Below are 15,570 nucleotides of genomic sequence, written 5' to 3'. Positions count from 1 at the left end.
AAGAAGAAGAACTATGAGCAACAATTTCCCGCATTCCATGCCTCCGCAGGGCAATATGCCGCCGAATCAGCAGCAGAACCAGTCGGCTCTGGGCGGTCAGTATGGTGCGCCGGCGGGTTCGGGTTATGCTCCCGTTCCTCAGCCTCAGCAGGGTCAGTTGGCTCCGGGTGGCCAGTATGGTGCGTCGGCGGGTTCGGGCTATGCTCCCGTTCCTCAGCCTCAGCAGGGTCAGTCGGCTCCGGGTGGCCAGTATGGTGCGTCGGCGGGTTCGGGTTATGCTCCCGTTCCTCAGCCTCAGCAGGGTCAGTCGGCTCCTGGCGGGCGCTACGGTGCGCCTGCAGCCTCTGCCTACGCCCCGGAGTCGCAGGCGGGCAATGGGCCTCGTCCTGAGACAGGCGGCCAGCAGTTCTCCGCCGTTCCTCAGCCGGGCAGCTCGGATGTCCCACAGCCTCAGGGGTCGAGCGTTGCGCAGCCGCAGTCTGCGCGAAGCTACGCACCTGCTGCTCCAACCGGACAGTCTCTCGGAACCTCGGCACAGATGCCCGCTCCGGACCCGATGACACGATTCGAACCCGAGGCACAATTCACCTCCTCTTTCCAGTCGTTCGTCAATACCGCGCCGGCCATGCCTGGGCCGAGCGCCGCTCAGTATCCGCAGGCAGCACCGCAGCAGGTGCAGGCGTGGGCTATGCCCACGCCTGCCAAGAAGGCGCCGGTTTTCGAGGCCGTCGTGATCGGCGTCGGCGCGGCACTGATGCTCGTGGGTACGAGCAGTTTCCTGTTAGTCAGCGGCCCCTTTTTGAGCCTCTTCCTCGCCTTCTTCTGCCTCGTTCCCCTCGCTATCATCCTGGCATTCCTCCAGTTCGTGGATCGCTTCGAGCCCGAGCCTTGGTGGACGAAGATTGCGGCGCTCCTGTGGGGTGGCGGCGTGGCGATCTTCTTTGCGATGATTTCGAACGAGGTCGCCGGTAACTCCGTTGCGAGCGCAACCGGTAGCGGTGCTGCGGGAGAGATTTTCTCCGTTGTGGTTGCCGCTCCCGTTGGCGAGGAATTCCTCAAGGCGCTCGGCGTGCTCGTGATTGTCATGATGCGGCGTAACAGCATTTCCTCCCCGCTCGATGGCCTCGTCTACGCCGGTTACTCAGCGGCGGGGTTCCTCGTCGTTGAAGACTTCACATACTTCGTTAATAGCTTCTACGACGGGGGGTTCGCCCAGACTTTCGTGATGCGCGTCTTCCTGGGTGTCTTCGGGCATGTTATGTATACGACGTGCACCGGCTGGGCGATTGGATGGGCTGCGACGCGCACCCGTTCGCTGGGTGTCGGCATCGGTGTGAGCCTCCTCGGCTACCTGATCGGCGTGACGATGCACGGCGTGTGGAATGGATCCTCGGTGATCTCAGGCAGCCGCGGTGGCTTCCTCGTGCTCTACTTCATCATTCAGGTTCCCCTGTTCTGTGGCTGGCTGTTCTTCGTGTCCCGTGCGATGCGTCGAGAGCGGCGCGATATCGCTGCCGGTCTCATGCCCTACGTCAACCAGGGCTGGATTCTGCCGAGCGAGGTCCAGATGGTGTGTGATCCCGCTGCCCGCCGCAACGCGCTCTCCTGGGTGGCGAGCGGTGGCCCTGAAGCAAAGCGGGCGATGAAGTCCTTCATGAACAACTTGGCGTCCCTCGGCCTTGACCAGGTCATCATGAACGTGCGCGGTCCCGAAAAGGGCCGCATTGAGGACACTCAGGAGAAGGTGCGGGAGGCGACAAATCAGCGTCAGAAGTTCCAGGCGCTCATGGGCATTCGCCCCATGTGAGCGTTTTGATTCACACGGTCGTCGCATGGCGTTTTCATAGGTCACGCATAGGTTGATGTCGCACGATGGTGGGGATAGAAAGGAAACAAACGTGACTTACGCTCATTCTGCCCGCCCTTCGTCGCGGGCCCTCACCGTGTGCTCGATCGTCTTGATCGTCATCGGCATCCCGGCACTAGCCCACGAGGTGCGTGGTGCGATTGATGGTGCCAGCAGCTCCGCCGCGGCGCTCGCTGTGAGTGCATCGTGTGTCAGCGCTGTCGTCGGCCTCCTTTTCTTGGCCTGGGTGGCGCGATTCGCTCCGTCGGTCCTGTCGTGGATTGCCGCATTTGCGTGGGGCACCGGTGGTGCGCTCATGATCGCAGGTATCGGTAACGGCCTCATCGACGCCGCGGTGGAATCGACCAGCATGAGCGATTCTGCGGTTGATTTTGTGACCTCCGTTGTGACGGGTCCCGTTGTGGAGGAAACCGCGAAAGGTATCGGCGTGCTCATTCTGATCCTCGCCGCCCGTAAACTGCTGACCCATCCGTCTCAGGGCGCTGTCCTGGGTGTCCTTGTCGGCCTTGGTTTCGCCTGGGGCGAGGATATGGGTTACTACGTGAGTGCCCTCGAGGACGGTATGGGCGGACTGTGGGAATCGTTCCTGGCGCGCGCGATCCTGGGTGGCTACGGGCACGCGATCTTCACGGGTGTCTTCGGCTACGCTCTCGCGTGGGCTGCACTGCGCGCGAAGAATGTGTTTGCCGGCATCCTCGTTGCTGTCGGTGGGTTCATCGCGGCCCTCGTGCTTCATGGGCAGGCCAACGGCGTTGGCTTCCTTGCGCCCGAGGACTCATGGAACCTCACCTACGGAGCTATCGAGCTTCCCCTCCTGCTTGTCAGCGTTGCGCTCCTCGTGTGGGGCCTGCGTCGCCATCGGGCTACCCTGGAGGCATGAGCGCACTCGACTGGCCTGTGGACGCGGACGGTTATCCCCATCGGGAGGCCGCCCGCGTCCTCTTGTTTGATGACGAGGGACGTGTCCTGTTGGCCAAGGGCCACGACGAGGATCAGCCAGAGCGATTCTGGTGGTTCACGATTGGTGGTGGCATCGAGGACGGCGAAGATCCCCGCAGCGCAGCTGTGCGTGAGGTCTTCGAAGAAACGGGCATCGAGCTGGCTCCTGACGATTTGGTTGGTCCCGTTCTCTACCGGACCGCTGAGTTCGACTTTCTGGCCGTCACTGCCCGGCAGGACGAATGGTTTTTCCTCGCTCACGCGCCTTCTACCGCGCTGAGTCGCGATGGGTGGACGGATCTGGAGCGATCCGTCATCGACGCGCAGGCCTGGTGGGACATCGATGAGGCAGAGGCTCAGATCGACGCAGACATCTACCCCGCGCAGATCCTCGAGTACGCCCGTTCGTGGCGGCATGGTTGGGATGGGCGCATGATCCGCCTCACGGACACGCGCGAGCCCTGACGTCGGCGCTAGGCGAGTCCGAGGGGAGCGATCGCTAGGGAAAGATCTGGCGTGTTGAGCTGGACCGCTACCCGTTCGCGCACGGCGGGCTTCGCGCAGAACGCGATACCGACTCCGGCCTCGTGCATCATGGGGACGTCGTTCGCCCCGTCGCCGATCGCAACCGTGCGTTCGCGGGGGACACCCAGGGACGAGGCCCACGAACGCAGGCAGTCGACTTTCACCTGGGAGGTGACGATACGGCCCAGCACTCGTCCTGTTAAGAATCCGCCCTCGACCTCAAGGCGATTAGCGGCGTAGAAATCGATGCCGAGGGAGGCCGCCAGGGGAGCGACCACCTCCTCGAAACCGCCTGATACGACGCCGAAATGCCCGCCCGCTCGGTGGGTCGCCTCAATGAGTTCGCGTGCTCCCTTCGTGGGAGTGATGGAGGTTAGGACATCGCCGAACACAGATTCCGGGACGCCCGCGAGGGTCGCGACCCGCTCCCGCAGCGACTGCGCGAAATCGAGCTCGCCGTTCATGGCGCGGGAGGTAATCTCGGCGACCCGCTCTCGCGTACCCGCGGCCTCGGCGAGCTCCTCGATGACCTCCTGACTAATCAACGTCGAATCGACGTCAGTGACGACGAGGCCGGGTGCCCCGCTGACACACAGCAGCGGAGCACCCGGCTCATCGAGATGGAGCATCATACTCACTTGTGGACGACCGTACCCTTGGGGACGACCGTAATGCCCGACTCTGTGACGGTGAACCCGCGCTCGAGGTCGTGCTCAAGATCAACGCCGACGACGGCGCCTTCCTCGACGATGACGTTCTTGTCCAGAATCGTCTTCACGACCCGCGAGGAACGGCCGATGCGCGAACCGTGCATGATGACCGAATCCTCGATCTTCGCCCACGAATGGACGTAGGTGTGCGGGGAGACGATCGAACGCGTGATCTCGCCACCGGAGACGATGACGCCGGGGGAGACGAACGAGTCGATCGCATGACCCAGGCGGTCCTCATCGCCGTAGACGAACTTTGCCGGCGGCAGGGAACCATCGATCATCGTCATGGTCGGCCACTCGCGGTTGTACAGGTTAAACACCGGGTGCACCGAGATGAGGTCCATGTTCGCCTCGTAGTAGGCGTCCAGCGTACCAACGTCGCGCCAGTAATCGCGGTCACGGTCGGTCGAACCCGGCACGTCGTTGTCCTGGAAGTCATAGACGCCGCACTCGCCGCGCTCGACAAACCACGGGATGATGTTGCCGCCCATGTCGTGCTTCGAATCGGGGTTGGCCGCATCCTCGCGCAGTGCGTTGACCAGATCCTTCGTGGTGAAGACGTAGTTGCCCATCGAGGCGAGGACCTTGGTCGGATCGTCGGGCAGACCGACGGCATGCTTGGGCTTCTCGAGGAAGTTCTTCACGACGCCGCCCTCGCCATCGATGACGCCGAGTGCGGGAGCCAGCTCGATCGGCTGGCGAATGCCGGCCACCGTCGCAGGAAGACCCGAATCGATATGGTGCTGGACCATCTGCGAGAAGTCCATGCGGTAGATGTTGTCGGCACCGATGATGACGATGTATTCCGGTGCCTCGTCATCAACGATGTTGAGGGACTGGTAGATAGCATCGGCGCTACCCAGGTACCAGTGCGGCCCGCGACGCTGCTGGGCCGGCACAGGGGCAATGAAGTTGCCGAGCAGGGGAGATGTGTACCAGGTCTTCGTGACGTGGCGGTCGAGGGAATGGGACTTGTACTGCGTCAAGACAACAATCTTGAGGTATCCGGAATTCACGATGTTCGACAGTGCGAAATCGATCAGCCGGAAGTGACCACCGAACGGAACGGCCGGCTTTGCGCGGTCCTCCGTCAGGGGCATCAGTCGCTTACCCTCACCGCCCGCGAGAACGATTGCCAGGACGTGGTTCTTTGCCATGTGGCACCTCTTCGTTGGTCGAGTGGACCCGCATCGGCGCGAATCCGTGGGAGTGGTCACACTGTATTACAAATGTCTATCGATTGCTACATCGTCTCGTTTTCTATCAGCAGTGACGTGAGATCGGATACGATGTGTGCTACGCGTCGCTACTGTCGGAAGGACCCCATCATGCGCGTCGATCTGCTTACCCGCGAATACCCGCCCCACGTCTACGGAGGTGCTGGCGTTCACGTCCTTGAACTAGCAAAGGTCCTGCGTGGGCTGGTCGATGACCTGCGGGTGCAGGCGTTTGACGGTCCGCGCGAGCCGGGCACCGATGGTGCCGACCCGGGAGTGACCGGACATGCCGACCTGCCCCAGCTGGCCGGAGCGAACGCGGCCCTGCGGACCTTGGGCGTCGACCTCGAGATCGCCGCGGCGTGTGAGGGGTCGGACCTCGTGCACTCGCACACGTGGTACGCGAACTTCGCTGGCCACGTGGCCTCGCTGCTGGGCGACATTCCCCATGTCATCTCCGCCCACTCGCTCGAGCCGCTGCGCCCCTGGAAGGCTGAGCAGCTCGGCGGTGGCTACCGCCTGTCCTCCTACGTGGAGAAAACCGCCTATGAGGCCGCCAGCGCGATTGTCGCGGTGTCGAACGGTATGCGCGACGATATCCTGCGCTGCTACCCCGGCGTTGATCCCGACCGAGTGCACGTCATCCACAACGGCATCGACCTGAACAAGTGGCACGCGCCCGAAGGCGAAGCGGGAGAGGAACTGCGTGCCCGCGTGCTCGCCGAGCACGGTATTGACCCGTCGCGTCGCACGGTCGTCTTCGTCGGCCGTATTACCCGTCAGAAGGGCCTGCCGTACTTCCTGCGCGCTGCCCAGCTCCTGCCCGAGGATGTCCAGCTGGTCCTGTGCGCTGGCGCCCCCGATACTCCGGAAATTGCTGCCGAGGTTGAGGGCCTCGTCGCCGAGCTGCGTGCCCGACGCTCCGGCGTTGTCCTCATCTCCGAGATGCTCCCGCAGCCTGAGGTTGCTGCGATCCTGTCCTCGGCTCAGGTGTTCATTACTCCTTCCGTCTACGAGCCCCTCGGTATTGTGAACCTGGAGGCAATGGCGCTCGGTCTGCCCGTTGTTGGTACCGCAACCGGCGGCATCCCCGACGTGATCGTCGACGGAGAGACGGGCTACCTCGTGCCGATCGAGCAGATGCAGGATGGGACGGGAACACCGCTGGATCCGCGCGCATTCGAGGAAGCGATGGCCGACCGCCTGATTCGTGTTCTCGACGATCCCGAGCTGGGTCGCCGCATGGGCGAGGTCGGCCTTGCACGCGCCCGCGATCACTTCTCGTGGGAAGCGATCGGCATCAAGACCGCCGAGCTGTATCGCTCGCTCGTTTAGGGCGCACGCCACCCTATAGACGACTAGGCTGGATACATGACTTACGTCCTGAATCTTTCTCACGTGTCCGTCCAACGAGGGGATACGCAAATCCTGTCCGATGTCTCATGGTCAACGCGTCCGCGTCAGCACTGGGTCATTGTTGGTCCAAACGGTGCGGGCAAGACCACGCTGGCGCGCGTGGCATCTGGTCGCATTGCGCCGGATGCCGGTGAGGTGACTGTCTCGGACACGGATTTGGCACAGGCGGATCCCGCGGAGGTAGCCACTCGTGTCGGGTTGGCCTCCGCTGCGGTGGCTGCCAAGATCGTGCCGACGCAGTCGGTTCTCGACACTGTTCGCAGCGCTGCCTGGGGTTTGGCTGTCGCTCACGACGAGGAATACGAGCAGGTCGATGATGAGCGTGCTCGTGCGCTCATGGAGATCTTCGGCATCGACCACCTCGGCCAGCGTGAGTTCGCAACCCTGTCGGAGGGTGAGGCACAGCGCGTGCTCCTCGCCCGCGCGCTCATGACGGACCCGGAGGTCCTCGTCTTGGATGAGCCGACGTCTGGGCTCGATCTGGGCGCTCGCGAGTTGCTGATCGCCGCTCTTTCTGAGATCATGAAAGATTCCAAGTCTCCGCAGATCGTCTTGGTGACCCACCAGATCGAGGAGATTCCTGATGGCGTGACGCATTGCGCGATCATGTCACAGGGGCAGATTGCCCATCAGGGGCCGATTGAGGATGTTCTGACGGGCGTGAATCTGTCGCAGGTTTATGGCATGCCGCTGCTCGCCGGTCGCACCGATGGTCGCTGGTGGGCGCGCGGTGTGACCGAGTAAGAGAGGCAGGGCGATGAGTACCTGGTGGCTGTGGATTCTAGCGGCACTCGTGTGCGGCATTGTCGAGGTCATGAGCGTGAGCTTCGTGTTCTTGATGTTCGCGATTGGAGCTCTTGCCGCCGGTATCGCGGGAGCGTGTGGCGCGAGTCTGACGGTCCAGGTGATCGTCTTCATCGTCGTATCCATCGCTCTCTTGGTTCTGTTGCGTCCGTTCCTGAAAGGACGGATTGAACGATCGAGCAATTATGTTCCCAGCAATACGGACCGCCTGATCGGCAAGAGTGGCTACGTCACCGAGGCAGTGGGTGAGCGTCACGGACGTATCCAGTTTTCTGGCGGTGAATGGAGCGCGCGGACCGAAGGACCGGAGCTGCCCGTTGGTGCCGAGGTGCGCGTTGATCGTATCGATGGTGCGACCGCCATTGTCAGTGCTCTCAACCTGGCGCAGCCTCCTGCCAGTCAGCCATCTGCAGGTTCGGCCTCCTGATAGGCCCGATTTGTTGACTTTGAAGTAAGAAAGGAAAGACGTCAGTGAGCTCAGTAGAACTCTTTGGCAACGTCGCGTTCATCGTGATCCTTGCCCTCGTCATCTTTGTCGTCGTGTCGCTTGTTCGTGCGGTCCGCATCGTTCCGCAGTCGCAGGCGTACGTCGTCGAGCGTCTGGGACGTTTCCAGGCCGTGATGCAGGGTGGTTTCCACCTTCTCGTCCCTTTTGTGGATCGCGTCGCCGCCCGTATTGACCTGCGCGAGCAGGTTGCGAACTTCCCGCCTCAGCCTGTCATCACCGCCGACCAGGCGATGGTGTCGATCGACTCCGTTATCTACTTCCAGATCACGGATCCGCGCAGTGCTACCTACGAGGTGGCCAACTTCCTGCAGGCGATTGAGCAGCTGACCGCGACGACCCTGCGTAACCTGATTGGTTCTCTCGACCTTGAGCAGACCCAGACGTCGCGCGAGTCGATCAACAAGCAGCTGCGCGGTGTCCTTGATGAGGCCACGGGCCCGTGGGGTATTCGCGTCACCCGCGTGGAACTCAAGTCGATTGAGCCGCCGCCGCGAGTGCTGGCAGCCATGGAGCAGCAGATCACGGCTGAGCGTACCAAGCGTGCGACGATTCTGACGGCCGAGGCTGAGCGTGAGGCGCAGATCAAGAAGGCTGAGGGTGCTAAGCAGGCCGCAGTGCTGGCGGCTTCTGCTCAGCAGGAGGCGCAGGTCCTTCAGGCCAAGGGCCAGAGGGAAGCACTGATCCTGCAGGCCGAAGGTGCACGTCAGGCGCAGATCCTGCGTGCGCAGGGCGAGTCCGAGGCTATCCAGACGGTCTTTGCGGCCATCAACGCCGGCAAGGCCACGCCCGAGCTCCTGTCCTACAAGTACCTTGAAATGTTGCCGAAGATCGCCGATGGTCAGGCGTCCAAGCTGTGGATGCTTCCTTCTGATCTCACCGGCGCACTGGAATCCATCTCGAAGGGTTTCAACCTGGGCAAGTAGACTGAAGCCATGCCGGGCCGACCGCAGTCCCTGCGGTCGGCCCGTTCATTTTCTCGACGGGAGGACATCGGTGGATTCGCATCAGGAATATGTGCTGCGTGAGGTGGCACAGAAGAATATTCGTTTTATTCGTTTGTGGTTCACGGATGTCGCGGGCGTCTTGAAGTCAATTTCGATCGACCCGGGCGAGCTTGAAGAAGCGTTCGCCGAGGGCATTGGTTTCGACGGGTCTGCGGTCGAGGGCTTGACGCGCGTCTACGAGTCGGACATGCTCCTGAAGCCGGATGCCTCGACGTTCCAATTGCTCCCGTGGCGTTCCAACGATGACCCGGTCGCGCGCATGTTCTGCGATGTCCTCATGCCTGACGGGCGGCCCGCGCCGTCCGATCCTCGAGGCGTTCTCGAGCGCACCGTCCAGCGGGCCGCGGATGCGGGTTTCCGCGTCATGATCCACCCTGAGATCGAGTTTTATCTCCTGCGTCAGCCCGTCACCCCCGACCGTATGATTCCGGTCGACCAGGCCGGCTACTTTGACCACGTCGCACGCGGGGATTCGAATGACTTCCGTCGTCGTGCGGTGCGGATGCTGGAGGATATGGCGATCCCAGTCGAGTTCTCCCACCACGAGGGCGGGCCCGGACAAAACGAGATCGACCTGCGCGCCGTGGATCCCGTGCGCGCTGCGGACAACATCATGACCGCACGTACCCTCATCGAAGAGGTCGCGCTGCGCGAGGAACTCGTCGCCACGTTCATGCCCAAGCCCTTTATCGAGCATCCGGGCTCGGGCATGCACACGCACCTGTCGCTGTTCGAAGGTGAAGAGAACGCGTTTTTCTCCCCGGCGGGTCAGTATCGTCTGTCGACGACGGGGCGCCAGTTCATCGCGGGCCTGCTCGCGCACGCCGAGGAGATCGCGGCGATCACGAACCAGCACGTGAATTCCTACAAGCGTCTGTGGGGCGGGGGAGAAGCTCCTTCCTACGTGTGCTGGGGTCACTTGAATCGTTCTGCGCTCGTGCGCGTCCCGCTGTACAAGCCGAAGAAGGCCGCTGCCGCGCGCATCGAATATCGCGCGCCCGACCCGAGCGCGAACCCCTACCTCGCCTTCGCTGTCCTTATTGCGGCGGGCCTTGAGGGCATCGAGAAGAAGATGGAGCTCATGCCCGAGGCCGAGGATAACGTGTGGGACCTGTCGGATCGTGAACGCCAGGTGATGGGTATTCGCGCGCTGCCGGCATCCCTGGCTGACGCCGTGCGCTCCATGAAGAGCTCCGATCTGGTGGCTTCTACCCTCGGTGAGCAGGTGTTCGACTACGTTATTCGTAACAAGCGCAAGGAATGGACGGAATATCGTCAGCAGATCACTCGCCAGGAGCTTGAGCAATTCCTGAAGGTCGTTCCGCGGTGACGCCGGACGAGCTTCGGATTGCCGGATTCCTGGACCCGCGCCGCGCGCTCAGCTTTTTCGAGGAGCTGCCGGGCGGTGCCGAGGCGTGGGAGCGTGACCTGAGCGCGAGCGCCGATCCCGACCAGGCGCTCCTGGCCGCGATCCGTCTGCACGAAGCGGACCCCGGCCTCGTGCGCGCTCTCGTGGACAAGCCCGACGCCCGGCGCCGCGTGTGCGCCGTGCTGGGCGGCAGCCAGTGGCTGGGGGACTACGTCATCGCTGATCCCACCCGCGCTGTGGCGATCTGGGAGAATCCCGGCCGCAGCGAGCAGGTGCTCCTGGCTTCCGTGGGCGCAACTCGGACTGAGGGGGGAGCCTATGTGGCCGCAGAGGGGGCGCGCGCGGACGACCTGCGCGCAGCCTACCGACGCGTTCTCCTGTCTGTGGCCGCCGATGATCTGACAAGTGAGGATCCCGGCGCTCTTATGCCCGAGGTCGGAAGGCGCATCGCGGACCTCGTGGATGCGACGCTCGAGGCTGGTCTCGCACTCGCCCGTCGCGATATCGATCCGCGGGGAGAGACCCCGTTCGCAATCATCGCGATGGGTAAGACGGGGGCACGCGAACTCAACTACATCTCCGACGTTGATGTCGTCTACGTTGCTGAAGCCGGGGTGGATCAGGACGAGCGTGTGGCCCTCGAGGTCGCCACGCGACTCGCGGCAGCAACGGCTTCTGCGTGCTCGGGTCCCGGCACTGAGGCACCTCTGTGGACCGTCGATGCCAACCTCCGCCCAGAGGGACGTAACGGAGCGCTGGTGCGTACCGTCGAGTCCTATCGTCAGTACTGGGACAAATGGGCGCAGACGTGGGAGTTTCAGGCGCTGCTGAAGGCCCGTGCCTGCGCGGGAGACGAGGTCATCGGCCGGGCCTTCGAGGATGCCGCGCAGCCCTACGTGTGGAGCGCCGCGACGCGTGAGGGCTTCGTCGAGGCCGCGCGCGCGATGCGCCGACGGGTCGAGGACAATATCTCGCGTTCGCATGCGTCGCGAGAGCTCAAGCTCGGCCGCGGCGGCCTGCGTGACGTCGAGTTTACGGTCCAGCTGCTCCAGCTCGTCCACGGCCGAACGGACGCTTTCCTACGCGTGCGCTCGACGTTGGAGGCGATCGAGGCGCTGCGGGACGGCGGCTATATCGCTCGCAGTGATGCTGATCAGCTCGCATCGTGCTATCGCTTCCTGCGCGCCGTCGAGCACCGAACCCAGTTGCCTCGTATGCGCCGCACCCACCTGATCCCGGACAAGGAGCGGGAGCTGCGTGTTCTCGGGCGGGCGATGGACCGCTCGCGCTTCCCCGACGCGCAGTCGATGAGCGCTGCGATCGACGAGGTTCGCGCACGGGTGAGGGCCCTCCACGAGGATGTCTTCTATCGGCCGATCATCGCCGCAACGGCTTCGCTGAGCGAGGACGAGGTGTCACTGCACGCGGATGGCGCGCGTGACCGCCTCGCGGCGATCGGCTACCGTGATCCGGCGGGTGCCCTCACGCATATTGCGGCTCTGACGCAGGGAACCAGCAGACGCGCGGCAATTCAGCGCCACCTGCTCCCGGTGTTTATCTCGTGGCTTGCGGCGGGGGCCGACCCCGACATGGGACTGCTGAATTTCCGGATCCTGTCCGAGGACATCGGTGACTCGCATTGGTACCTCGCTCTCCTGCGTGACTCGGGTGTGGCCGCCCGCAGGCTGACCACGATGCTCCCGAACTCCAGGTGGATCGCCGAGGCACTCGCTAAGCGTCCCGAGGCCGTGGCTTGGCTCGATGATGATGACGAGCTGGCACCGCGCGAACCGCATCGGCTAGCTCGGGAAGTTGCGGCCCTCATTGACCGTCACGAGGACGCTGCCGAGGCGGCCGCTCGAGTCCGAGCCGTCCGTACCCGTGAGCTGACGCGTTGCGCGATGAACGACCTCCTGGAAGGTGTCAATCCTCGCGGCAACGCGATCGCAGATGCCACGGATGCCGCAATCCTCGGTGCCCTCGCCATCGCCCAGCGGGAGGAAATCGAGCGCTGGGGCGAGGAGCGTGCAAACCTTGTCTTTGTCGCGATGGGACGCTACGGGGGCCGCGAGTGCTCCTATGCATCCGATGCGGATGTGATCGCCGTGCATGAGGCGGTCGGCGGTGCCTCTGATGCCGAGGCTGCGGCCAGCGCGACGGCCATCGTGAACCGTGTGAAGAGCCTTCTTGGTTCGGCCACCAGCCAGCTGGGTATCGTCGTCGACCTTGACCTGCGCCCCGAGGGCAAGAACGGCCCGATGAGTCGCACGATCGAGTCGCATCGTGAGTATGCGCAGCGCTGGGCTTCCACGTGGGAGCGGCAAGCAGCGGTGCGTGCGCGTCCGATTGGGGAGGGGAAGCTTGCCGATCGGGCGCGAGAGCTCTTCGCGGAGCTCGCCTACGGGGGAGTGAGTGAGTCGGACGTGCGTGACATCCGCCTGCTGAAGGCCCGCATGGAAAACGAACGCCTGCCGCGCGGTATCGAGGCGGCTCGTCATGTCAAGCTGGGACCCGGCGGGCTCTCCGATGTCGAGTGGACGATCCAGCTCATTCAGATGCGTGCCGGAAAGAACGACTCCGAGCTACGGACTTCGTCGACGACGCAGGCGATTCAGGGTGCTCGGGATCATGACCTGATGAGCGCCGAGGACGCGCAGATTCTCCTTCACGCCTGGGACATGGCGACCCGTATCCGCGCTGCGAATACACTGGCGACAGGCCGTATGAGCGGTGTGAAACTCGACGTTTTACCCCGTGATAGTGCGGAGCTGCGTGCCCTCGCGGCGATCCTCGGGTACGGTAGCGGCGGGCTGAACGCCCTCGAAGAAGACTGGCTCCGCGCCGGACGCAAGGCGCGCGCCGTGATGGAACGACTTTTCTGGGAGCAGCAGTGAAGATTGTGCTGGTACGGCACGGACAGACCCCCGCGAATCGCCTCGGCGCGCTCGACACCGTGCGCCCCGGCCTCGGGCTGACCCCTGAAGGGCTCCTGCAGGCCCAGCGCCTCGCGGATCGGTGGGAGGCCGAGGTCGCGCCTCCTCCGAGTGTCATCGCGCTGTCCGGCCTGCACCGCACGCGCCTGACGGCGGCACCGCTGGCGAGCCGGTACGGGCTGACCCCGCAGGTGCAGCCCGGCATCCGAGAGCTGCGTTCCGGTGACCTTGAGATGGCTGCGGACCCGGCGTCTCAGTCCCTCTACGTGCGCACAACCCTGTCGTGGTGCGCGGGTGACCTGGACAACCGGATGCCGGGCGGCGAGAACGGGCGCGAGGCCCTGGCTCGCTCGCTGGAGACTGTGCGCCGCGTGGGCCTGGCCGCCCGCGAGCAAGCGGGGGACGAGGCCGTCGCGGTCTTCGTCATCCACGGTGCGCTCACGCGCCTGCTGGCCACGTGGCTGTCCACAGAGATCGACGAGGAGCTGGTCTCCCAGCACTTCATGTCGAACACGGGTACCTCGACCTTCGAGTGGGCGCCCGACTTCACTCCAGCATCTGCCGACGAACTCGCGAAGCGGCTCCACGCCCTGACCTGGAACGACCGTCCCCTCGATCAGTGGTCCTGAGACGGCTCCTGATCGGACGCCACGAAGGCTGAGACCTCGAAGGGGAACGAACGGTATTTGAAATAGTTCTCCAGGTAGGACAGGTGTTCCTCGCACGCCAGCCATGTCTTCGTACGGGCGCGGTGAATCGCAGGATTGCGCCAGTCGATCCGATAGATTGCGGCGTTCGTGCATTCGCGTGCCGAGCAGATGCCCGAGGCGCTTTCGAGACCCAGAGCCATGGTGTCCTCCCCGTGCGGTTACGCTTGGAAGTATGCCAACCCTCGTTCTCGTTCGCCACGCGCAGGCCGCATACTCCTACCCCGATCACGCGCGTTCCCTCACGCAAGCAGGCCTCGACCAGGCGGCGCGCCTCGGCGGCGTCCTCGCCCGTGAGATCGGGAGCTTCGATGTGGCCGTGTGCTCGGATGCGAGACGTGCCCAACAGACATTTGAACAGATCAACCAGCGTGTCCAGATCGGTGACAGCTGGTACGACCGCGGTGTCTACAACGCCGACGAGGAAGACATCCTGACCCTGGCGCGTACTTTCGTGGGGGACAGCGCCCTCATCGTCGGCCACGAGCCCACCATCTCTGGCGCCGGTTACGTGCTGGCCCGCGAGAACGATCGGGGAGAGGTCGCTCAAGGTGTTCCCACCGCGACCGCGGTCATCCTTACGTTCGACGGAAGCTGGGAGAACCTGACCCCCTCGAGCTGTGCCCTGCGTGTCCTGCTGACGCCGCTTACCCGGTAGGTCCAGGCCCGCGCACGTGCCCCGGCCTCGTCCATTGTCCCTGTGACTGTGTTTACGTTTGTCCACGTGGGGCCCGCCCGGATGCGGATGGGGGCCGCAGACGCGTTAGAATGTGGCGGTATCTATCCACCCAACAGGGAGAAGTGATGTCGGGACACTCTAAGTGGGCGACCACCAAGCACAAGAAGGCCGCCATTGACGCCAAGCGCGGCAAGCTCTTCGCGCGCCTCATCAAGAACATTGAGGTTGCAGCTCGCACGGGCGGCGGCGACCCCGCTGGCAACCCGACCCTGTACGACGCCATTCAGAAGGCGAAGAAGAACTCCGTCCCCGCCGACAACATCGACCGCGCCGTCAAGCGTGGCTCCGGTGCCGAGGCCGGTGGCGCTAACTACGAGACCATCATGTATGAGGGTTACGGCCCCAACGGTGTCGCCTTCCTCGTGGAGTGTCTGACGGATAACCGTAACCGTGCGGCTTCCGACGTTCGCCTGGGCTTCACCCGTCACGGCGGCTCGCTGGCCGACCCGGGTTCGGTGTCCTACCTGTTCTCGCGTCGTGGCATCGTCGAGGTGCCCGCTGCCGACGGTGTGGATGAGGAATCCATCATGATGGCCGTCCTGGACGCGGGTGCTGAAGAAGTCGAGGACGCCGGCGAGCTCTTCGTCATCGAGTCCGACCCCAAGGACGTCGTCGCCGTGCGTACCGCCCTGCAGGAAGCCGGCATCGATTACGACTCCGCCGAAGTCCAGTTCGTCGCCTCCACCGAGGTCGAGCTCGATCTCGAGGGTGCCCTCAAGGTCAACAAGCTCATCGACGCCCTCGAGGACTCCGACGATGTGCAGAACATCTACACGAACATGTCCCTGTCGGACGAGGTTCGTGCCCAGCTGGAAGAGCAGGAGTGAAC

15 protein-coding genes are annotated in these 15,570 nt (G+C 63.8%); 12 read left to right on the top strand and 3 right to left on the bottom strand.

The window, feature by feature from the left end; genetic code table 11:
- The first annotated feature begins 13 nt into the window (after window positions 1-13).
- The 3 genes from QP415_RS00985 (at window position 14) to QP415_RS00975 (ending at window position 3,271) form a co-directional block, all read left to right on the top strand.
- Window positions 14-1,807 carry a PrsW family glutamic-type intramembrane protease gene (locus QP415_RS00985; RefSeq protein WP_285098030.1) on the top strand — a complete coding sequence of 598 codons (1,794 nt, stop codon included), beginning with the start codon at window positions 14-16 and terminating at the stop codon, window positions 1,805-1,807.
- A gap of 91 nt (window positions 1,808-1,898) precedes the next feature.
- Entirely contained in the window at window positions 1,899-2,747 is an 849-nt protein-coding gene (locus tag QP415_RS00980) for a PrsW family intramembrane metalloprotease (RefSeq protein WP_285098028.1), read from the top strand.
- Window positions 2,744-3,271, top strand: coding sequence for an NUDIX hydrolase (locus QP415_RS00975; RefSeq protein WP_048677599.1), 528 nt, complete (start codon window positions 2,744-2,746; stop codon window positions 3,269-3,271). Before QP415_RS00980 ends, QP415_RS00975 begins: the two co-directional genes overlap by 4 nt.
- Before the next feature lie 8 nt (window positions 3,272-3,279).
- Here QP415_RS00975 and serB read toward each other — a convergent pair whose 3' ends face one another.
- Together serB and QP415_RS00965 are read right to left on the bottom strand one after the other, a co-directional pair.
- Window positions 3,280-3,963 carry a phosphoserine phosphatase SerB gene (serB, locus tag QP415_RS00970; RefSeq protein WP_034475609.1) on the bottom strand — a complete coding sequence of 228 codons (684 nt, stop codon included), beginning with the start codon at window positions 3,961-3,963 and terminating at the stop codon, window positions 3,280-3,282.
- A gap of 2 nt (window positions 3,964-3,965) precedes the next feature.
- Window positions 3,966-5,201 (bottom strand): glucose-1-phosphate adenylyltransferase, encoded by a 1,236-nt coding sequence (locus tag QP415_RS00965; RefSeq protein WP_016461772.1) that lies wholly within the window; start codon window positions 5,199-5,201, stop codon window positions 3,966-3,968.
- 171 nt (window positions 5,202-5,372) lie between these two features.
- On the opposite strand from QP415_RS00965, the gene glgA reads away from it, so the two are divergent.
- The 7 genes from glgA (at window position 5,373) to QP415_RS00930 (ending at window position 13,924) form a co-directional block, all read left to right on the top strand.
- The gene (gene glgA, locus QP415_RS00960) at window positions 5,373-6,596 is read left to right on the top strand and encodes a glycogen synthase (protein ID WP_285098025.1); all 1,224 of its coding nucleotides are present in this window, start codon (window positions 5,373-5,375) and stop codon (window positions 6,594-6,596) included.
- Between the two features lie 36 nt (window positions 6,597-6,632).
- Entirely contained in the window at window positions 6,633-7,421 is a 789-nt protein-coding gene (locus QP415_RS00955; protein WP_285098023.1) for an ABC transporter ATP-binding protein, read from the top strand.
- 13 nt (window positions 7,422-7,434) lie between these two features.
- Window positions 7,435-7,908, top strand: coding sequence for an NfeD family protein (locus tag QP415_RS00950; protein WP_016461769.1), 474 nt, complete (start codon window positions 7,435-7,437; stop codon window positions 7,906-7,908).
- Between the two features lie 44 nt (window positions 7,909-7,952).
- On the top strand, window positions 7,953-8,912 hold the full coding sequence (locus QP415_RS00945) for an SPFH domain-containing protein (protein ID WP_016461768.1): 960 nt from the start codon (window positions 7,953-7,955) through the stop codon (window positions 8,910-8,912).
- 70 nt (window positions 8,913-8,982) lie between these two features.
- The gene (locus QP415_RS00940; RefSeq protein WP_285098020.1) at window positions 8,983-10,323 is read left to right on the top strand and encodes a glutamine synthetase beta-grasp domain-containing protein; all 1,341 of its coding nucleotides are present in this window, start codon (window positions 8,983-8,985) and stop codon (window positions 10,321-10,323) included.
- Window positions 10,320-13,256 (top strand): bifunctional [glutamine synthetase] adenylyltransferase/[glutamine synthetase]-adenylyl-L-tyrosine phosphorylase, encoded by a 2,937-nt coding sequence (locus QP415_RS00935; protein WP_048677593.1) that lies wholly within the window; start codon window positions 10,320-10,322, stop codon window positions 13,254-13,256. Before QP415_RS00940 ends, QP415_RS00935 begins: the two co-directional genes overlap by 4 nt.
- A complete protein-coding gene (locus QP415_RS00930; RefSeq protein ID WP_285098017.1) occupies window positions 13,253-13,924 on the top strand; it encodes a histidine phosphatase family protein in 672 nt (223 codons plus the stop codon). Before QP415_RS00935 ends, QP415_RS00930 begins: the two co-directional genes overlap by 4 nt.
- Here the strand turns inward: QP415_RS00930 and QP415_RS00925 are convergent.
- Complete coding sequence (locus QP415_RS00925) at window positions 13,912-14,145, bottom strand: hypothetical protein (protein ID WP_285098014.1); 234 nt, start codon at window positions 14,143-14,145, stop codon at window positions 13,912-13,914. The two genes, QP415_RS00930 and QP415_RS00925, sit on opposite strands and share 13 nt — an antisense overlap.
- A gap of 32 nt (window positions 14,146-14,177) precedes the next feature.
- Between QP415_RS00925 and QP415_RS00920 the strand changes: the two genes are divergently transcribed.
- Window positions 14,178-14,660 carry a SixA phosphatase family protein gene (locus QP415_RS00920; RefSeq protein ID WP_285098012.1) on the top strand — a complete coding sequence of 161 codons (483 nt, stop codon included), beginning with the start codon at window positions 14,178-14,180 and terminating at the stop codon, window positions 14,658-14,660.
- A gap of 146 nt (window positions 14,661-14,806) precedes the next feature.
- A complete protein-coding gene (locus QP415_RS00915) occupies window positions 14,807-15,568 on the top strand; it encodes a YebC/PmpR family DNA-binding transcriptional regulator (protein WP_048677591.1) in 762 nt (253 codons plus the stop codon).
- Window positions 15,569-15,570 lie beyond the last annotated feature (2 nt).

The sequence above is a fragment of the Pauljensenia sp. UMB3104 genome, from assembly GCF_030217285.1.
Classification (GTDB): Bacteria; Actinomycetota; Actinomycetes; order Actinomycetales; family Actinomycetaceae; genus Pauljensenia.
The sequence above is the reverse complement of the archived record's forward strand: the minus strand, read 5'-3'. Positions and strand labels throughout refer to the sequence as shown.